This is a genomic window from Paenibacillus sp. AK121 (assembly GCF_019042715.1).
In the GTDB taxonomy this organism is placed as follows: Bacteria; Bacillota; Bacilli; order Paenibacillales; family Paenibacillaceae; genus Paenibacillus; species Paenibacillus polymyxa_C.
Window position 1 is genome coordinate 471,286 of sequence record NZ_JAHPJM010000003.1, and the last position, 18,857, is coordinate 490,142.

Consider the following 18,857-nt stretch of genomic DNA (forward strand, 5'->3'; position numbering starts at 1 on the left):
TAACTTACCTTTATTTTACCCATTCTACGGAAGCACCAAGCGTCGTCAGATGGTCGAAATACTGTGGATACGATTTGGCGACATGATGCGCATCCTTGATCACTAGCGGCTTCTGCGCGCGCAAACCTACAACCGTCAATGCCATAATGACACGGTGATCATAATGCGCGTTGATTTCCACTCCACCTTCGACACCCTCCGGTCTACCATGCACAATGATTTCCGCTTGACGTTCTTCTACCCGAGCCCCAGCCTTGCTCAACTCATTCAAATAATCCGTAATTCGGTCACATTCCTTATACCGTAAATTTTCCACGTTATAAAAACGAGATGTACCTTCGGCAAATACAGCCGCAGCTACCATGGCAAGTACAGCATCTGTCGCGGCATCACCATCAAACTCGATGGCCTTCAATCGGCCGTTCCCCTTTACAACAACGGTATCGTTCTCATGTGTCAGTGGTACTTCCATCATACGCAGTACATCTACAATAGCGCGTTCTCCCTGTTTGCTCTGCTCTTTAAGACGATGGATGGTAACATCGGAATTCGTTACTGCAGCCGCCGCCAGCACCGCAGCACTCCCTGGATAATCCCCCTGTACAGTATACGTACGTGGCTGATAGGATTGCCGCCCCGGGACGCGGAAAGACATGTAGTCATCACTTGCATGAATGGTAATACCAGCCTCTTGCAATACCTCTAGAGTCTGCCCAATGACCACTTTGGATTTCAAATCATGCAGCACTTCAATTTCAGTATCTTCCTCCAGTAAAGGTGTAAGGAACAACAGAGCGCTTAAATACTGTGAGCTAACCGAGCCGGACACCTGAATTTTACCGCCCTTCGCCTGACCACCCTGAATACGTATTGGCAACTTGCCTTCACGATGATCTACTTTAACACCTAGTTGGCCCAATGCATCAATTAGATCGTCATGGGGCCTTTTCCCCAATGAGTCGGGATATGTATTCACAAATGTAACATCCGGACATAGGGACGCAATTCCCATCAAAAAACGGAGCACCGCTCCTGCATTGCCTACGTTCAGTTCCTTCACAGCTTGAGGATGGCTACCAAAACCTGTAATCACTATTTTTTCATCATCCTCTTCCAGCACTGCTCCCAGATCGGTGATACAACGACGCATAGCGTCACTGTCCTCACTATGAGCTGGATAATAAATAGTACTTTGTCCATCGGCTAGTGCAGCCGTAAGCAGATAACGAGTCGTGTAGTTTTTGGAGGACAAAGCCCCAATCTCTCCTTGCAAGGAAGGGGTAGGTCTAACGATAACATCCATATTATACATGCTCCTTTTCGATTCAAACCATCCTAGTTTACGTTAATTATACAAGTTGTAACGTTCATTTCTCCACCTAAAAAATAAGGAATATTCATCTAGGTCTATCGAGGTTTAGCAACCTGGTTGACTAATCTTTATTTGATTTTTAGATTTAGGCTAATTGACAGCTTAGAGATCGCTTCGCTATCATACATAGAGAGTGTGACGTTTCTCACACGCCAACAATACAAGTAGTACCCATTTACATTAGAAAAGAGGTCCAGCCATGACGCAAATCGCTCTGATTGAACCTTCTGAGCTTCGCGCACGCCTGCAAGCAGGAGAGCAATTGCAATTGATCGACGTCCGTGAGGCGGAAGAAGTAGCGGAAGGTATGATTGAAGGTGCCAAGCACATTCCGCTCGGACAGATTCCGGGCCGCCTTGAGGAAATTGAACGCACCGGTGAAATTATCTTTATTTGCCGGAGCGGTTATCGCAGTGAACGTGCCTGCGAATATTTGCAGCAGCTAGGTTACGAGGGTTGCACCAACATGACTGGTGGCATGCTGCAATGGTCACAGGAGCAGTAAAACAGCTAGTCTATAAAAGAGACGGAAACTTTCCGTCTTTTTTATTCAGGCTCAGGCTTAGACGCGGTAAAGCATTAAAATATTATGCTTCTATCATACCATAGCGTCAAAAGATTACACAATCCTTTAGCACATCCAAATTCGTATCTAAAATACCCAATCAAAAAAACGGAAGCTTTTTCTACCCCAAGGGCAAAAAAAGCTTCCGTAGTGTTACTTACTGCATCCTTACATATTCGTCAGTTCATTAGAACCATTGATGATGGAATACGCCTTCTTTGTCCACACGCTTGAACGTATGTGCACCAAAGTAGTCACGTTGCGCTTGCAACAGATTTGCTGGCAAACGCTCAGTGCGATAGCTGTCATAGTAAGCGAGCGCGCTGGAGAAGCCAGGCACTGGAATACCTTGAGATACAGCCACGGAAATCACTTGACGCCATGCATCTTGATACGTCTCTACTACATTTTTGAAATAAGAGTCCAGCAACAGGTTTTTCAGAGCAGGATCACGGTCATACGCATCCTTGATGTTTTGCAGGAATTGCGAACGGATAATGCAACCACCGCGGAAGATCATTGCAATTTTTCCGTATTTCAAATCCCAATCATATTCATCGGAAGCTGCGCGCATTTGAGCGAAACCTTGAGCATAAGACACAATTTTACTTGCGAACAGTGCTTTACGTACGCTTTCGATAAATTCTTTTTTGTCGCCGCTGAAGGATTCAGCTTTAGGACCGCTCAGCACTTTGCTTGCCGCAATACGCTCGTCTTTCATAGCAGACAAGAAACGGGAAAATACGGACTCAGTAATCATGGACAATGGCACACCCAGATCCAGCGCGCTTTGGCTTGTCCATTTACCAGTCCCTTTTTGACCTGCAGCGTCCAAGATCACATCTACCATAGGCTTGCCTGTTTCAGCATCATACTGGGAGAAGATGTCAGCTGTAATTTCAATCAGGTAGCTGTCCAATTCACCTTTATTCCATTCTGTAAAGATTTCATGAAGCTCTTCAGCACTCACATTCAGAACAGATTTCAGCAAGTGATATGCTTCACCAATCAATTGCATGTCGCCGTACTCGATACCGTTATGCACCATTTTTACATAGTGACCAGCACCGTCGGGACCGATATATGTACAGCATGGGTCGCCGTCCACTTTAGCAGAGATTGCAGTCAGAATCGGCTCTACCAGTTTGTAGGCACTTTCTTGTCCACCTGGCATAATGGCAGGACCATTCAAGGCACCTTCTTCACCACCGGATACGCCTGTACCAATAAAGCGAAGTCCTTTTTCCTCCAGCTCCTTGCTGCGGCGCTGTGTATCAGGGAAGTAGGCATTGCCTCCGTCTATAATAATGTCGCCCTTGTCCAGATGAGGCACAAGCTGTTCAATCGTGGCATCTGTAGCTTTACCAGCTTGAACCATGATCAGGATTTTACGGGGTGATTCCAGTGAGTTCACAAATTCTTCAATGGAGAAAGTACCCGTCAGTTTTTTACCTTCTGCTTCTTTGATAAGATCGTGCGTTTTTTCTGGAGAGCGGTTAAAAACCGAAACGGTGAAGCCTCTGCTCTCAATATTAAGGGCCAAGTTTTTACCCATTACCGCCAGGCCGATCACACCAATTTGCTGTTTTGCCATCTGGTTCCTCATCCTTTGCAACATATTTTGTGTTCTATATCGCCGCTTTACCGCATTACACTTTATGTGAATCGGAACACGTGCACTTCTATTTTAACGTTTTTAGTGTCAGAAGTGAACCCCTGTCTAATCGCAGATCAAAACACCCCATTTTGCATGAGGTGTTCTGATGTACTACGCTTCCATCATCAGCAGTTGGTGAGATAGCGTTTGCAGGCGTTTATGGCTATTCTCGATTTTAATCGTATCTTTCTCCGTCATCGCCTTGAACAGCTTCTCCAATTCATCGTCTACTTCCATCTTAAGCAGCAGCAGCCGGGTTTCCCCTTCATTGGAAGCATACATATCCTCCATTTCCTGAGCGGACAGCACCGGTCCCTTCTGATAAATAACGCGCTGCTTAAAGCCAGTAACCTCGACCAGACGAATGACCTCGCCGAACAAAATATTTTCCACCAAAATATGATGATCCTTGACTCTTTTGACAATGGCATGACCTCGGGTGCTTCCAATCAGCTTCTCCAACCACTCAGCTAGCTTGGCATCGCGGATTACATAATCTCCAGCCAGCTTGTAGTGTCCAGTGCGCAATTGTTGAAAACGGAGCTTCACCAGCTTGCGCCCGGTTCTCACCGACAAAACCAGATACGACTCATCCTCGCTCCAGTACAGCGAATACCCTTCCGATATCAAATCCTTGATCAGATTATGGATATGCCGACGGCTAAACCGGAGCTCTAGATTGCAATATTCTACCTCACAGCCCTTGTTCACGGCATTCCCTCCTTTTTCAAGTCCGATTCAAGAAGTCCGGCTACAGCAAGCCTGCGGCTTTCCCGCTTGATCTTCCCTTGCTCTATTTTATACTTCATTTTATGTAAGGGTACTTGGTTATTTGACCTATTTTTATGAGTAACAACGCACAATCCTACTTTTGCCTTATATGCTTGTACCGAGCCCGGCCTAAAGTCGGCCAAGCCCGCTGACATTATGCTATAATCGGACATATTACGTCACACGATATGGCTTAGCCTAGATACAGGAGGAATAGGAATGACATTCAGTGGATTTACTGCAAAGGACTTTGATGTCTTTGAAATACCAGGATTGGAACCTCGCATGGAGGTGCTGATTCAGCAGGTTCGGCCCAAGTTGGAGGCGATTGGCGAGGAGTTAGCCCCCTTCCTGACGGACTTATGCGGGGAGCCTATGCACGTTCACGTGGCCAAGCATGCACGACGCAAGGTCAATCCCCCGATCGATACATGGGTAGCCTGGGCGGCAAATAAACGCGGGTATAAGGCGTTGCCGCATTTTGAGGTAGGTATGTTCGCTTCCCATATATTCGTCATATTCGCAGTCATTTATGAAAGTCCGAATAAAATCACGTTTGCCCAGGCGCTTGAAGCCAACCTGAGCGATGTGCGCTCTAACATACCAGGTCATTTCTACTGGTCCATGGATCATATGGATCCAAAAGGTACAGAACAGCAGCAAATGGACATGGAAGAGTTTCAAACCATCATTAACAAGCTGCAGCAGGTGAAAAAAGCCGAGGTCATGTGTGGGCTCCGTATTGATCGTAATGACCCTCTTGCCAGTGACGGAGCTGCGTTACTGCAGACGGTGCGTTCCACCTTTGAGCATTTACTGCCACTGTACCGGATGTCTTTTCCAAAGGACTAGCTTCAGATAAATGCGTCCCTGATCCGCTACTAAGAGCACCGTTCAAGTCTTAACAACGGTTTTTCTCCGTGGATTGCGCGCCAAAGCCAGATGGCAGCCAAACATGAGCAGCATCACGATCCCACTGATGAAAAATGGAGCTGTGTGTCCAGCACGGTCCCATAGCACTCCTGAAACGAGCGGACCAATAACCATACCAGAGCCTTGGAGTGTTAAAAAAAAGCCCCATACTGTTGCACGCTCGCTTTCCGGAATCAGTTGGGCAAGAAACGTGTTCCATGCAGGCAAAATGAGCGCATATCCCAAGCCAATAATGGCTACAGATACAAACACAAGTGGAATGGTCTGTACTGTTGAAAAGAAAAATAGCGTGGTCCCGGCAAGCAAAAAACCGATGTGCAAAAAGTACTTGGTTCCAAGGCGATCCACCAGCTTGCCACAAGGGATCAATGCCAGCACAGTCACCCCACCACCGGCAATCAGAAGCACGCTATACAGGTTCGGTGAAATTCCGAGATCCGTGCGCGCGTACAGCGTTAGCACAGGGCTGATCAAGCCGATGACAAAGGACTGCAAAAACAGCGCAGGATAAATTAACGGATTTACATTAAGCTTTGTTCTGAGCGTGCGGATCGTCTCCTGGATACCTCTCAACACTTGCCGCTTCTGCTTGGAGTTCCCACCAGAAGATATGAGAGCGCTCTGTTCGAGGTCGTCTTTGCCAGCAGACCTGTTCGTTCCAGGCAGCATAAGAGCAACCAGCAGCAATACAATACTGCATCCTATCAAAATCATGAACACCATACCGTAAGAGTGTCCGTAGTGGGATATGGCGAAATTCATAACGAGTGGACCGAAGCCCGTTCCGCCCATGGACGCAATTTCCAGTGTCCCCATCGCTGCACCGTTATTGTTATTAGGACCAGACATTTCGGTCGTTCCAGTCATCACACAAGGCCAGAGCGGAGATGTCCCCAGTCCTAGCAGCAGACACGCGATGACGAGCCACACAGGTTCTGTCAGGGTGCTTAGCATAATGATCGCTACAAGGGTAAACAACAACGCGGTTGACATCGTTCCACGATAACCGAGCCGTTCAGCCATCCAGCCCGCCGGTGCCCGGAATGCATTGTCTCCAAAATACTGAAGCGAAAAGGCTAAACCGATAATTCCGGCCGACAGCCCTAACGTTTCTCCCATATATACCGGCAGGATGGATACCAGAAGAGATCCCTTCATGAATTCGACCAGAAACACCAGTATCCATAATTTGGCGAAAAAAGGAGTCCACAGCCGCTGCGAAGCTTTTTTTCGTCTTATTTGCTTCATTTATCCCACATCCTCCGCCTTCGTTTATTGTCTATACATTCGGGGTTCTCCGCCTACTCCGCTCTTTCGCAAATAAATGCGCCCTCAATCGCTTGCATTCCTACTTCAAACTGCTATACTCAATTTTGTTCTATTATCAATTGCACAGGATTGTCGAAATCCTGCATGAAAGGTTGTGACAACACTAATGAATCAAAGCAACACCCCGCTTTTTACTGCTTTGAAAAAGCATGCTCAGAGCAACCCGGTTCAATTTCACATCCCAGGTCATAAAAAGGGCGTGGGCGCAGATCGGGAATTTCGCGAATTTATGGGGGATAATGCTTTTTCCATAGATATGATTAACATCGCTCCATTGGACGATCTGCATCAGCCATCAGGCGTCATTGAAGAAGCTCAAAAGCTTGCAGCAGAAGCCTTCGGAGCTGATTATACTTATTACAGTGTACAGGGGACAAGCGGAGCCATTATCACCATGATTATGTCCATTTGCATGCCAGGTGATAAAATTATTGTACCCCGAAATATACACAAATCCATAATGTCTGCCATTATCTTCGCTGGTGCGAAGCCGGTATTCATTTCTCCAGTCAGTGATGAGAATCTCGGTATTCACCACGGGGTTACAACCAAGTCCGTACGCCGGGCATTGGAACGTCACCCTGACGCCAAGGGCGTCCTTGTCATCAACCCGACATATTACGGTGTGTGCGCCGATTTGAAGGAAATTGTAGATCTCGCTCACAGCTATAATGTGCCGGTCCTGGTCGATGAGGCTCACGGAGTACTGATTCATTTTCACGCTGATTTGCCGATGTCCGCTATGGAGGCGGGGGCAGACATGTCAGCTACAAGCGTCCACAAACTGGGTGGTTCCTTGACTCAAAGCTCGATACTGAATGTCAATACAAAAAACGGATTCGTTAATCCGCAACGTGTACAAACTATTTTCAGCATGCTGACAACGACGTCCACTTCGTATATCCTGCTGGCTTCGTTGGACACATCCCGACGCAACCTGGCCCTTAACGGCCATGAAATCGCACAACGTGCTCTGGAATTAGCTGAATATTGCCGCGCAGAGGTCAACAAAATCGAAGGGCTATATTGCTTTGGCAGCGAAATTCTTGGCACAGAAGCTACCTATGATTATGATCCGACCAAAGTTACAGTTCATATTCGCCATTTAGGCCTTACCGGATATGATGTGGAAAATTGGCTGAGAGATCACTACAATATCGAGGTTGAGCTTAGCGATATGTATAATATTCTCTGTTTGGTGACCCCTGGTGATACCAAAGAGGAAATTGACATTTTATTAAAAGCTTTGCGAGAGCTGGCTGCACTGCACTATTCCACAGGTCAGCAGCATGAGCTGGTTGTAAAGATACCGGATATACCGCAGCTCTCCCTCATTCCGAGAGACGCTTTTTACGGAGATACAGAAATCGTGCCCTTCAAGGAATCTGCTGGCCGTATCATTGCAGAATTCATTTATGTATACCCACCGGGCATCCCGATCCTATTGCCGGGAGAAGTTATTTCGCAGGACAATATTGATTATATTGTAGATCATGTGGAAGTAGGCCTGCCTGTTAAAGGACCTGAGGATCGAACGGTACATCAGGTGAAGGTTATCGTTGAAACTGACGCTATTTCTTAAACATGATCCGTTAACACCTGCTTGCAAAAAATGTTGATAGTCAACAAAAAAAGCCCCCATTTGGGGGCTTTTCTATTGTGTGAAGAGCAAGAACAGCTACTGTATCCAATCCTATTCGTATTGGGCAACAAGCTCGCTATATGCAGCTTCTACACGCTTCCACTCATCTTCGTCCTCAATATTGTAAAGCACCATTTCTTCGTTTTCTTCTTCCATACGAAGAATGATACCATCCGCTTCGGGATTGCCTCGCTCAAGCAAAAGAGCATACACGTGATCTTCTACGTCAAAGGTCTCTACCAGCACCATTTCTACATCTTTGCCATTTTCATCAGTTAGCGTAAGAACCATTTCTTCATGTTCGTGGTCATGATCGTGGTTGCAGGCTTCACCGTGTTCATGTTTGTGATCACTCATGGAAATACCTACCTTCAAATTGTTTTATTTTCCCTCGTATCGTAACATGATCAAGAGTGCAGGTCAATTTGTGGTATGCCTAATTTATCGCTGTAATGACTTTTTCGGACACGAGGGTATAACTGCCATCTTTACTTTCTTTAATGTAGAAACCGACCCGATAGTTTCCTGCTGTTTTGAAATCATACGTAAAGTCGTTTGTACGGAACCAGAAGTTATCCTTTTGCGCTCCTTTGATATCTTGGGACTGAATATCCTTTACATTGCCCGAAGGGTCGGTAATTGCTACTTTCACTCCGGAAATATCTGTTTTCAGGGTATCAATTTGACTGAAAACATTAAACTTCACTTTGTTACCTTTATTCACGTTACCAAACACAGTATCCCCCTTGAACAGGAACATATGCACGTTTGGCTGGTCAAAAACAACTTTTCCACCAGAGGGATCAAAATTTACAAGCCCATTAAAATCACGGATAGGCACATAAGTTTTCCCATCAATGACAACTGCGCCATCTTTTGACACTTCTCCGTTAATAATCAACTGCACTTGGTCCTTGGCGGACTCCGCCGAAATGACGGTCCCTCCCATTATTGAAAAGGCCATCACTAGGGCCATCACTTTTCTCCATTTCATACTACATATCCCTCCATCGTTATCTGTTAAAAACCATCTGTCGTACATTTATACCTAGCTCAGCCGCACAAGTTGCGCTGTGTTTCACAAATTGTCCAAAGTTTTTACATGAGGAGCCAAATCTTTAGTTCTCGCAGCCTAGATGTTAAAATACGATTGTAGAATGTCTTATAACACATCGTCTGGAGGGTGAATCCATAATGGGCCTAACGATACAAATGCTTGGTACAGGCAGCGCCTTTGCCAAGCATTATTACAACAACAACGCGCTGCTGGATAGCGGGGAAGGCAAGCTGCTGATCGATTGCGGTACAACCGCATCGCTGGCATTACACCAGATGGGTGTCCCTTTGCCTGATATTGACGCTATTTTAATCACACATATTCACGCAGATCATGTCGGGGGCTTAGAGGAATTTGGTTTTCAAATGAATATCCTCCATCGTCGCAAACCTCTACTTTATATCGCCGAACCATTAATCCACCCTTTATGGGAGCATACGCTCAAGGGCGGCATGTCCCAGCAAGGTATGATTGACAAACTTGAGGATGTATTTGAGGTAAATGTCATAACGCCTGGCGTATCCACCACATTAGTACCCGGTATCCAGGTAGAGCTGATCCCTACACAGCATATTCCTGGTAAACACAGTTACTCTTTGTTCATAAATGATCGTCTTTTTTATAGTGCGGACATGGTTTTTGATCCTGATTTACTTCATCATCTGGTGCATGAACGGGGATGCCGGAGCATTTTACATGAGGTTCAGTTACAAGGCGCTGGAGAAGTACATACAACGTTAGATGAGCTGCTAAGCTTGCCAACACCTCTGCAAGAGCAAATTCATCTGATGCACTATAGTGATGATATGGAACAATTTAGAGATAAGGCAGGGATTATGTCCTTTCTGGAGCAGCAGCGAGTTTATCCGCTAGCAGATTTGGAACGTGCAGAGTAGCCGAGCTAATGAGAGCTTAAACAATTAACAAAAAGCCGCCCGGCTTTCCTACAAAGGATAGCCGGGCGGCTTGCTGCATATTTTTTGTATACAATGATAAGCTTGGACGTTAATGTTGCGAGTCAAGGTCAGAACAACGGCAGTTGATCCAGGTTATTAGAAGGATCTCCATCGGCATCCCCTCGAATTCGTTTGCTTCCATCCTTGGCCTTGAACACGTTGACGCCTGCAATGGAGCCTGCTTCAATCTCGTTCAACGCTTGGGTATAATCCAAAATCCGTCCAGTAGATGTCTGAAATGACGTAAGATCGCCATCCCCGTTTTTACGTACTGCCGTAATTTGTTCTCGTTCTGTATTCGCCATGCTGCATCGCTCCTTATCCATAGTATAGTGGAGGAACTTTTACTAGCATGCGCATTGTACAGCTTTGTATACACCCCGTGCCTCAATTACAACTTTTTACGCATACGTACGTGCGGTATTCCCGCATCGTCAAAAGGTTCATCAGAGATCGTTTCATAGCCAAGTTTTTCGTAAAACTTCTCAGCTTGACATTGAGCATCTAACAACGAGTATCTCAGCCCCAGTTCACGTGCACGTTCCTCCAGTGCTAGCAGTAATACACGTCCATAACCTGCTGCACGATGCTCCTTGAGAACGGCAATACGTTGCATTTTAGCTGTATCCTCATCATAATATGTCAACCGACCAGTAGCCACCATTTCCCCATGTTCACAAATTAGCAAATGATGGGCGGTATCTCCCAGCTTGTCATAATGATCAATTTCAAGATCTAGAGGAACCTTTTGCTCTTCAACAAACACTTTGGTCCGGATTAATATTGCCTTCTGCAGTTGCTCTTCTGTTGTTACAGTTATAATTTCTGCGGCCATCATCTGTTCCTCCATCTCTAATTTCAAATGTAAACTCGCTAAATTTGAATTATATATATAAATGGTTATGAAGTACAGGCCGATTTGTATTTTTTCACTTTACATATATGGTTAATACATGATATTATCTAGTAACTACAGGACGGTAGCTCAGCGGGAGAGCATTATCTTGACAGGGTAAGGGTCATGGGTTCGATCCCCATCCGTCCTATACGTCTAAAGCCTTGATATTCAAGGCTTTTTTTGTTTATTTGGAGATACAGCGAATTTTGCTAAAAAGAGAAACAGGTCATTGTTTAAGATTTGAGCACAAAAAAGCCAACCTGAAATAAGGTTGACTTTTTTATATACTCTACCGTTACACTTAAGCTGTAATATCTCTTTATTCAGTAAGATTGAATTCTAGAGAATCGTTAGGCAATACATATCTCTTCTATTATATAGAAGAACAACTAAGCCAGCCCCAAGCACAATATACACGGAGCCCCTAGATTACGATATAAACAGCTCCACTCTCACTGTCAATCTCTGTGGGGTAAGTGGTCACACATCCAGTATCCGGATCTCGCACCTGGCCGGTGAATAGGTCGACTTTCCAGTCATGGAGCGGACAATGGACTACCGATCCACAGATCATTCCTTCAGATAACCGTCCCCCTTTGTGCGGACAACGGTTCTCAAGCGCACGCACGCTGCCGTCACTAAGGCGGAATACGGCTATCTCTGTATTTTGAATGCGAACTATTCTTGCTCCACGTTGGTCAATTTCGTTCAGATCTGCAATCCTGATTCTGCTGGTTATCGTATTGCTCTCCATTTGGTCAGCCCCCTATTCCATTACTGCCTTAAGCTCTGGCAGCTGCACAAAATTTTTGCGCAGCTCTTCGTTATGAATGATTTCGTGCCACGGATCCGTCGTTGTGCTTAACGTCTCCTCAATTCTGCTTACCAGTTGCTGCCTCATCTCCGCATTTGCTAGTACCTGTTTGATCGAGTCTACGCCTACCCGTTCTACCCAATGAGCTGTTCGCTCGTTCCAATTCGCCTGCTCACGGTAATACTGTAAATAGGCACCAGTCCATTCCATCACTTCATCCTCGGTTTTTACAGTACACAGCAGTTCTGCTGCCCGCACCTTAATACCGCCATTACCTCCAATGTAGATCCCCCAGCCACCATCAATAGCGACAACGCCCAAATCCTTAATCGTCGCTTCTGCGCAGTTACGCGGACAGCCCGACACAGCCAGTTTGACTTTGGATGGTGCATTCAGACGCTCGAATGCCTTTTCCAACCGGATGCCCATACCCATAGCATCCTGTGTGCCGAAGCGACAAAAGGTGTTACCAACGCACGTCTTGACCGTTCGCAATGTCTTTCCATATGCATACCCTGATGGCATATCCAATTCAGACCAGATTCCCGGTAGATCTTCCTTTTTCACACCAAGCAAGTCAAGACGTTGACCACCCGTAAATTTAACCAAAGGCACGTTGTATTTCTCCGCGACAGCGGCAATCTTCTTCAGGTCGGCAGGTGAAGTAACTCCTCCATAAATGCGGGGCACCACAGAGTAGGTACCATCCTTCTGGATATTGGCATGGTACCTTTCATTCGTGAATCTGGATTCCTTCTCATCCTCATAATCCAGTGGCCACAGCATACCTAGATAATAGTTGAGGGCTGGTCGGCATTTGGTACATCCTTCAGGTTCGTTCCAGCCCAGCACGTTCATCACTTCTTTGACGCTCTTCAGCCCCATTCCCCGGATACCATCAATAATCGCTTCCCGATCAAGCGTTGTACAACCACATATCCCTTCTTTAATCGGTTCTCCGGTTTCTGCACCTGCGTACAGCTGTAAGAGCCCCTCCACTACTGGCTTGCAGCCGCCGCATGATGCCGATGCCTTCGTGCAGGCCTTAATCTCCCCAAGACTCCTGCAGCCCGCCGCAACCGCCTCTCTAATGTCACCCTTGGATACACCATTACATCCGCATACAATTTCATGTTCAGGCATCTGCTCCAGCATCATGGTGCCACTACCTTCTGGTTGACCAGGGTTAAAGCCAAGTAACAACTCTTTCTCTCGACCAACCACCGACTCCCCACTTTTAATCAGAGAAAACAACTTGGCTCCATCAGAGGTATCCCCAAACAGAACGGCACCGATCAGTTTTTCTTCCTTAATGACGATTTTTTTGTAGACGCCATCAATATCATCCTGATACCGCAGTGATCGCGTTCCCGGCTCATCCTTGTAATTTCCTGCTGAAAATACATCGACGCCCGATACCTTCAATCTTGTAGAAGTAACGGAACCACTGTAGCCAGGAGTCTCCATTCCCGCGAGTCGCTGAGCCAGGACGCCCCCCTGCTCATATAATGGGGCAACCAGACCGTAAGTGATTCCCCGGTGTTCTGCACATTCTCCAACGGCATATATGCCAGGAATATTCGTTTCCATGTGATCATTTACGATGACACCGCGGTTTACGGGGATTCCCGCTGACACCGCCAGTTCAATGTCTGGTTTGATACCTACCGCCATAACGATCAAATCCGCTTCCAGTTCGCTGCCATCAGCAAACTTTAGCCCTTCCACGCGACGACGCCCGGTGATAGCCGCCGTCCGCTTATTGACCAGAAAAGTCATTCCCTGTTCCTCCAGCTCGCGCCGTAACATAAGGGAAGCAGCCTCATCCAGCTGCCGATCCATAATATAACCGTTAATATGAATAACTGTAACGTCCATTCCCAAATTGAGTAGCCCCCTGGCTGCCTCTAGCCCAAGCAATCCGCCGCCGATAACGGCCGCTTTTTTGTGCGTCTTCGCCGTCTCCATCATCATCTCGCAGTCACGAATATCCCGGAACCCAATCACACCATCCTTGTCGGCTCCTGGAAGCGGCAAAATGAAGGGTTTAGAACCTGTTGCCAACAACAGTAAATCATAAGAGACGCATACACCGGATCGTGAAGTCACCTGTCGCTTTTCCGTATCGATCGCTGTGACAGGATCATCGGTATACAATCGGATATTATTGTCTTCATACCAATTCCAATCGTTGATGATAATATCCTGCAAACCTGCTCCACCGGCAAGAACAGAGGACAGCATGATCCGATTATAGTTTGGATGGGGCTCGGCCCCAAATACCGTAATCTCATAGGCACCTGGTGCGATCTTCAGCAAATGTTCGAGAGTGCGTATCCCCGCCATTCCGTTGCCGACCAGCACTAATTTTTGGATGTAGTTCATTAGGTCACTCCCTCTCCATTTCTATCCTTAAAACATAAAAAGCCTGCTTCACATACGGGGATGCAAAACATCCCTCCACATGTGAAAACAGGCTCCATTGCCGTTTCATCGAATACGCCGTTGTATCCATCAGAGTATGAATTTAAAGTACTGTAGCCAATATATAACGATTCAAATCACATGTCAATATTCCTTACGCAAAATCTCGTAAAAATAATATTTTATCACTAAGTAACATATTGATGACGTATAAAATATCACTCTTCTACAAAATTAGGATTGATTTTCAGTCCAAAACACGCCAAAATGGTTTAAAAGTCCGTTTCCACTTCATTATGATGGAAAAGCAAACCCATCTCATCAAGTTATATGTCATATTTCTTATCAAGACATACAATCCTCATGCTTATTTACCCTTCATGTTAAAGAGAGGAGGAGCCCGCTTGCGTTCCTTGTTGGTAATTCACTCACATGCTGACCCTGCATCCGAGCAGGCAGACACCATTCCCTCATGGCAGGCAGAACCTGAGCACCTTTTAGAATCCAACGGATACCTGCCTTTGCCCTGCCGCCATGAATCTGAAATCAAACAGCTCATCCATAATGCAGATGCGGCCGTACTAAACATACCTGTCGGCACAATCAGTATGTGGAGTAGCAGGTTGGAGCAAACCAAAGCAATTCCGTTGCTCTGGTGGTGCAGCGCGACATCAGCGCTGTCATCGACGGAGGCTTGTGAAGCAGACGTGACTGTCGACGGTATTCTAACCCCTTCCATGGCAGCCCATGAGCTGAATTGGGCCCTTCATTTTAGCGCCAAACGCTTTTTTGAACGCCAGCATTGGCAAAGTGAACGCAAACAACTGACCGCTCGGCTGGAAGAACGCAAATGGATTGATATGGCGAAGGGGATACTTGGCGAAGTAAACAGCATCCCGGAAGCGGAGGCATATGATCTGCTGCGTAAAAAAGCGATGAATGAGCGCAAACGAATCGTTGATGTGGCCATCTCCATTGTAAAAGCACAACAAATGCTAAAAGCATAAAACCTGAAAGGGGCCTGAACATGAATATCATTGAAATATTAAAAGAAGTTGGGCGCGGCAAAAGAGGCGCTCGTGATCTGAACTATGCCGAAGCCGAAACTGCCGCCGAACTGATTATGACCCGGTCAGCAACCCCAGCTCAAATCGGTGCCTTCTTTGCCGCGGAACGCATCAAAATGGAGAGTGTTGCCGAGCTGGAAGCATTCGTTAATGTCTGTCGCAAATATTCCCACCGCTTTCCCATGCAGGAAGGCATTGATTTCGCCGGTCCGTACGACGGTAGGAAGTCATCATTTATTGCTACCTTCGCAACTGCCTTTCTACTTGCCTCATACGGATTACCTGTAACGATGCATGGCAGTGCCCCCCTACCTCCCAAATGGGGGGTTACACTCCCACTTTTGTTGCAAGAGATGGGGGTAGCGATTGCGGACATGACACACGAAACCGCCATCCATGCTGCGAAGCAGACAGGCGTGCTTTTCGTTGTTTCCGAACAATGGTGCACGCCCCTGCGGGATCTGCGGTCTATTCGCGAAGAGTTGGGGCTTCGCACAGTACTGAACACAGCCGAGAAACTGGTTGATTATGGTTCCTCCCCGCACATTGTATTTGGTGTTTTCCACAACACCGTATTCGACAAGACGGCGAAAGTCATGCAGAATCTAAATTATCGCAGGGCTTTGATCATCCAGGGGAGCGAAGGATCGGAGGACCTGTTCATCGATCGACCGACCCGGACTTACCTGTTTACTGACGGCGAGGTGTCACTTCAGGTTATAGATCCCGAAATGTACGGGCTGGATTCGGTAGTACCAGAACACCGCTGGACCCCTGCTGAACAGCTGCGCATATCAGAGGAAGTGCTGCAAGGCACAGCTCCTACTGCCTTCTCGAATCAAGTGTTGCTCAACGGCGCGGTACGACTGTTCATTGCAGGGCGAGTCGACTCCATTGAGGAAGGCTTGTACACCTGCAAACCGCTGCTTGAAAACGGGAACGCCTGGGAGTTGTACTGCCGCTGGCGTGAAGCTATGTTGAGAAAAGAAATAAAAACGGGTGCCAACACATCCGAACCCCATTTTCATTTATAAAACTCGTCTCCTACAGTCCAGCATTTATCGGGACATAAACTGAACTACTCAAAAAGGTCCGCCCCCATGCTCATGCAAAGGGGGCGGGCCTTTTATGCAAGGAAAAAGAAGATGCACTCACACCTTCCTGTTCTAGAACTGTGACCACTCCCCGTTATGTCCACTGGTTGCAGCTACAGCTAGGCGGAGGGGACGGATGCATACAGCTGCCGTCTTGAAGCCGGGCATCCGGCAGAACGGATCAAGGTCGGGACGGGTCGCCCGATTTACATTTTGCGTCCCGCCCCAATGCATGGGCACGAAAAGCGTGTCTTCGCGAATATGTGGCCTGATCCGGCTGCGGACGGTGAAGCTGCCGCGCTGGGATGTTATTTCCACCCACTCCCCGTCCCTGATATACCAGCGCTGCGCAGTACGCGGATGAATTTCTACATAATTCTCAATCTCACGCGCGGCCAGCGAAGGACTTCTGCGTGTTTGCGCGCCAGTCAAATAGTGAGCCAGCACGCGGCCATTCGTCAAAGTAAGCGGATATTCCTCGGATATTTCTTCTCCTGCTCCACAGCTTTCAACCACTGTAAAAACAGCCCTTCGGTCGGAAAGAGCAAAACTTTCCCGAAACATCGTATCCGTACCAACTTCATCCATAGATGGGCATGGCCAATACACCCCTTCCTCGCGACGCATCCTGTCATAAGTGATCCCGTAATAATCAGCAAGTCCCCCTCGGCTAGCGAGACGCAGTTCTTCAAAGATATCCTCTGCATCCTTATATGCGAAGTACCTCCCCTTGTTCAACCTTGCAGCTATTTGGCATAAAATGCTCCAGTCATCTCTAGCTTCGCCCGGTGCAAGGCGCACCGCTTCCCGCAGCAAAACGCGGCCTTCCAGATTAGTCATCGTCCCCGTATTCTCCAAATATGACGTCACAGGCAAAACAACGTCGGCCATTCGCGCCGTTTCAGTGAGAAACATATCCGCCACAATCAACAAATCCAGCTTTTCCAGCGCGTCCTCGACCAACCGTGCATTCGGGTTAGACACAACAGGATTAGAGCCCATCACGAACAGCGCTTGAATTTCTCCCTGATTCACAAGCTCCATCATTTCATAGGCCGATACTCCTTTTCCCGGCAAGCTGCTTGGTTCAACTCCCCACACGGACGCAACATAGGCTCGGTCTGCTTCATTCTCAATCGATCTGTAACCAGGAAGCTGATCAGCCTTTTGACCGTGCTCTCGCCCTCCTTGCCCGTTCCCCTGACCTGTGATGGCCCCATACCCGCACCCTTCTCTTCCAATCTTTCCGGTGGCCAGCACGAGATTTAGAAATGCACGTACCGCCATATGCCCATCCGTCTGCTGTTCGACGCCCCTGGCTGTAAAAACGATGCCAGTCTCCACGCCGCCAAAGGCACGTGCTGCCTGCCGGATCATTTCTGCCTCAATTCCGCACAGCGCAGCCGATTCGTTCAGATTCACCCCATTCAAATGAGTCAACAACTGGTCATACCCGTTGGTCCGCTTGCGGATAAATTCTTCATTTATCAATCCCTCATCCACGACGACCTTTAGCATGGCATTGGCCAGTACAGCATCCGTACCTGGTCTGATTTGCAGGTGCAGATCGGCTATTGCCGCTGTGGGAGTCGTGCGCGGGTCAATTACGATGATAAACGCGCCATTTTCCTTCGCTTGGTGAAAATAAGGCATTAACGTCGGCTGACACTCAGCGATATTCGTGCCTGCAAGCACAATACAACGAGCCAACGGAATATCAGCCAGCCTACAGGTCAGTCCGCGGTCAACACCAAACACTTTGCTGCCAGCAGATGCTGCCGCCGACATGCAGAAGCGCCCGTTATAATCAATATAGCGCGTACCTATAGCCACTCTGGCAAATTTCCCAAGTAAATAAGCCGTTTCATTCGATAACGAGCCTCCGCCGTAAATGCCGATTCCATCAGGACCCTGCGTGGACAGTAGCGAAGAGAAACTGCTGGTTACAGCATCTATCGCCTCTCCCCATGGGACAGGAACGAGCCTGCCCTCCTTGCGCAGGAGGGGCTGTGTCAGCCTTTCTGCATGAGTTGCATGCTGATGCGCATTCATTCCCTTGATGCACAACCTGCCTTGTGAGGCTGCATTAGGTTTCCCTTCCGCTTTATACACCGTTCGAACGATACCCGCGAGTGCTTCCGTTTCCGTACTAACGGTCATCTTACATTGCACGCTGCAAAATGGGCACTGTGTCTCCACCACAGGGAGGACGTATTGACCGGCTTCCAGTTTGTTTTCTCCTGACTGACACATAAAAGTCACCTTCCCTCTCCATTCA

General features: G+C 47.4%; 17 protein-coding genes and 1 tRNA gene. 7 read left to right on the forward strand and 11 right to left on the reverse strand.

The window, feature by feature from the left end; translation table 11 throughout:
• Positions 1-10: 10 nt before the first annotated feature.
• Positions 11-1,303: a 3-phosphoshikimate 1-carboxyvinyltransferase gene (gene aroA, locus KSP24_RS08520; RefSeq protein ID WP_216974899.1), complete on the reverse strand. Its 1,293-nt coding sequence runs from the start codon at positions 1,301-1,303 to the stop codon at positions 11-13.
• Positions 1,304-1,571: 268 nt separating this feature from the next.
• On the opposite strand from aroA, the gene KSP24_RS08525 reads away from it, so the two are divergent.
• Positions 1,572-1,877, forward strand: coding sequence for a rhodanese-like domain-containing protein (locus KSP24_RS08525; RefSeq protein ID WP_013371889.1), 306 nt, complete (start codon positions 1,572-1,574; stop codon positions 1,875-1,877).
• 247 nt (positions 1,878-2,124) lie between these two features.
• On the opposite strand, the gene gndA is transcribed toward KSP24_RS08525, so the two are convergent.
• Together gndA and KSP24_RS08535 are read right to left on the reverse strand one after the other, a co-directional pair.
• Complete coding sequence (gene gndA, locus KSP24_RS08530; protein ID WP_013371891.1) at positions 2,125-3,531, reverse strand: NADP-dependent phosphogluconate dehydrogenase; 1,407 nt, start codon at positions 3,529-3,531, stop codon at positions 2,125-2,127.
• A gap of 174 nt (positions 3,532-3,705) precedes the next feature.
• A complete protein-coding gene (locus KSP24_RS08535) occupies positions 3,706-4,305 on the reverse strand; it encodes a hypothetical protein (protein ID WP_013371892.1) in 600 nt (199 codons plus the stop codon).
• A gap of 279 nt (positions 4,306-4,584) precedes the next feature.
• Here KSP24_RS08535 and KSP24_RS08540 point away from each other — a divergent pair, with 279 nt between their 5' ends.
• On the forward strand, positions 4,585-5,217 hold the full coding sequence (locus KSP24_RS08540; protein WP_013371894.1) for a YktB family protein: 633 nt from the start codon (positions 4,585-4,587) through the stop codon (positions 5,215-5,217).
• Between the two features lie 42 nt (positions 5,218-5,259).
• On the opposite strand, the gene KSP24_RS08545 is transcribed toward KSP24_RS08540, so the two are convergent.
• Complete coding sequence (locus tag KSP24_RS08545; protein ID WP_216974900.1) at positions 5,260-6,546, reverse strand: MFS transporter; 1,287 nt, start codon at positions 6,544-6,546, stop codon at positions 5,260-5,262.
• Between the two features lie 187 nt (positions 6,547-6,733).
• On the opposite strand from KSP24_RS08545, the gene KSP24_RS08550 reads away from it, so the two are divergent.
• Positions 6,734-8,209, forward strand: coding sequence for an aminotransferase class I/II-fold pyridoxal phosphate-dependent enzyme (locus KSP24_RS08550; RefSeq protein WP_013371896.1), 1,476 nt, complete (start codon positions 6,734-6,736; stop codon positions 8,207-8,209).
• Positions 8,210-8,320: 111 nt separating this feature from the next.
• Here the strand turns inward: KSP24_RS08550 and KSP24_RS08555 are convergent, their stop codons facing one another.
• Positions 8,321-8,626: a DUF1292 domain-containing protein gene (locus tag KSP24_RS08555; protein ID WP_007431055.1), complete on the reverse strand. Its 306-nt coding sequence runs from the start codon at positions 8,624-8,626 to the stop codon at positions 8,321-8,323.
• A gap of 79 nt (positions 8,627-8,705) precedes the next feature.
• Complete coding sequence (locus tag KSP24_RS08560) at positions 8,706-9,263, reverse strand: hypothetical protein (RefSeq protein WP_013371897.1); 558 nt, start codon at positions 9,261-9,263, stop codon at positions 8,706-8,708.
• 200 nt (positions 9,264-9,463) lie between these two features.
• Here KSP24_RS08560 and KSP24_RS08565 point away from each other — a divergent pair, with 200 nt between their 5' ends.
• Positions 9,464-10,222: an MBL fold metallo-hydrolase gene (locus KSP24_RS08565; RefSeq protein ID WP_013371898.1), complete on the forward strand. Its 759-nt coding sequence runs from the start codon at positions 9,464-9,466 to the stop codon at positions 10,220-10,222.
• Positions 10,223-10,350: 128 nt separating this feature from the next.
• On the opposite strand, the gene KSP24_RS08570 is transcribed toward KSP24_RS08565, so the two are convergent.
• Positions 10,351-10,587: a DUF3892 domain-containing protein gene (locus KSP24_RS08570; RefSeq protein WP_216974901.1), complete on the reverse strand. Its 237-nt coding sequence runs from the start codon at positions 10,585-10,587 to the stop codon at positions 10,351-10,353.
• A gap of 86 nt (positions 10,588-10,673) precedes the next feature.
• Positions 10,674-11,117 (reverse strand): GNAT family N-acetyltransferase, encoded by a 444-nt coding sequence (locus tag KSP24_RS08575; protein WP_025675812.1) that lies wholly within the window; start codon positions 11,115-11,117, stop codon positions 10,674-10,676.
• 139 nt (positions 11,118-11,256) lie between these two features.
• Here KSP24_RS08575 and KSP24_RS08580 point away from each other — a divergent pair.
• Positions 11,257-11,328, forward strand: a tRNA-Val gene (locus tag KSP24_RS08580).
• 276 nt (positions 11,329-11,604) lie between these two features.
• On the opposite strand, the gene nirD is transcribed toward KSP24_RS08580, so the two are convergent.
• Both nirD and nirB read right to left on the reverse strand, forming a co-directional pair.
• Positions 11,605-11,934, reverse strand: a complete 330-nt coding sequence (nirD, locus tag KSP24_RS08585) for a nitrite reductase small subunit NirD (RefSeq protein WP_216974902.1) — start codon at positions 11,932-11,934, stop codon at positions 11,605-11,607.
• Between the two features lie 12 nt (positions 11,935-11,946).
• Entirely contained in the window at positions 11,947-14,379 is a 2,433-nt protein-coding gene (gene nirB, locus KSP24_RS08590) for a nitrite reductase large subunit NirB (protein ID WP_216974903.1), read from the reverse strand.
• A gap of 443 nt (positions 14,380-14,822) precedes the next feature.
• Between nirB and KSP24_RS08595 the strand changes: the two genes are divergently transcribed.
• Together KSP24_RS08595 and KSP24_RS08600 are read left to right on the forward strand one after the other, a co-directional pair.
• Positions 14,823-15,425: an ANTAR domain-containing response regulator gene (locus tag KSP24_RS08595; RefSeq protein WP_117288964.1), complete on the forward strand. Its 603-nt coding sequence runs from the start codon at positions 14,823-14,825 to the stop codon at positions 15,423-15,425.
• Positions 15,426-15,445: 20 nt separating this feature from the next.
• Complete coding sequence (locus tag KSP24_RS08600; protein ID WP_216974904.1) at positions 15,446-16,519, forward strand: anthranilate phosphoribosyltransferase; 1,074 nt, start codon at positions 15,446-15,448, stop codon at positions 16,517-16,519.
• Between the two features lie 132 nt (positions 16,520-16,651).
• On the opposite strand, the gene nasC is transcribed toward KSP24_RS08600, so the two are convergent.
• Positions 16,652-18,832, reverse strand: coding sequence for an assimilatory nitrate reductase catalytic subunit NasC (gene nasC / locus KSP24_RS08605; protein WP_126666126.1), 2,181 nt, complete (start codon positions 18,830-18,832; stop codon positions 16,652-16,654).
• Positions 18,833-18,857 lie beyond the last annotated feature (25 nt).

Bases quoted from the DNA above. Each gene is read 5' to 3' on its own strand.
- nirB (WP_216974903.1), bottom strand. From the start codon at position 14,379: ATGAACTACATCCAAAAATTAGTGCTGGTCGGCAACGGAATGGCGGGG.
- gndA (WP_013371891.1), bottom strand. From the start codon at position 3,531: ATGGCAAAACAGCAAATTGGTGTGATCGGCCTGGCGGTAATGGGTAAA.
- nirD (WP_216974902.1), bottom strand. From the start codon at position 11,934: ATGGAGAGCAATACGATAACCAGCAGAATCAGGATTGCAGATCTGAAC.
- nasC (WP_126666126.1), bottom strand. From the start codon at position 18,832: ATGTGTCAGTCAGGAGAAAACAAACTGGAAGCCGGTCAATACGTCCTC.
- KSP24_RS08525 (WP_013371889.1), top strand. From the start codon at position 1,572: ATGACGCAAATCGCTCTGATTGAACCTTCTGAGCTTCGCGCACGCCTG.
- aroA (WP_216974899.1), bottom strand. From the start codon at position 1,303: ATGGATGTTATCGTTAGACCTACCCCTTCCTTGCAAGGAGAGATTGGG.
- KSP24_RS08570 (WP_216974901.1), bottom strand. From the start codon at position 10,587: ATGGCGAATACAGAACGAGAACAAATTACGGCAGTACGTAAAAACGGG.
- KSP24_RS08575 (WP_025675812.1), bottom strand. From the start codon at position 11,117: ATGGCCGCAGAAATTATAACTGTAACAACAGAAGAGCAACTGCAGAAG.
- KSP24_RS08550 (WP_013371896.1), top strand. From the start codon at position 6,734: ATGAATCAAAGCAACACCCCGCTTTTTACTGCTTTGAAAAAGCATGCT.
- KSP24_RS08540 (WP_013371894.1), top strand. From the start codon at position 4,585: ATGACATTCAGTGGATTTACTGCAAAGGACTTTGATGTCTTTGAAATA.
- KSP24_RS08560 (WP_013371897.1), bottom strand. From the start codon at position 9,263: ATGAAATGGAGAAAAGTGATGGCCCTAGTGATGGCCTTTTCAATAATG.
- KSP24_RS08555 (WP_007431055.1), bottom strand. From the start codon at position 8,626: ATGAGTGATCACAAACATGAACACGGTGAAGCCTGCAACCACGATCAT.
- KSP24_RS08545 (WP_216974900.1), bottom strand. From the start codon at position 6,546: ATGAAGCAAATAAGACGAAAAAAAGCTTCGCAGCGGCTGTGGACTCCT.
- KSP24_RS08565 (WP_013371898.1), top strand. From the start codon at position 9,464: ATGGGCCTAACGATACAAATGCTTGGTACAGGCAGCGCCTTTGCCAAG.
- KSP24_RS08600 (WP_216974904.1), top strand. From the start codon at position 15,446: ATGAATATCATTGAAATATTAAAAGAAGTTGGGCGCGGCAAAAGAGGC.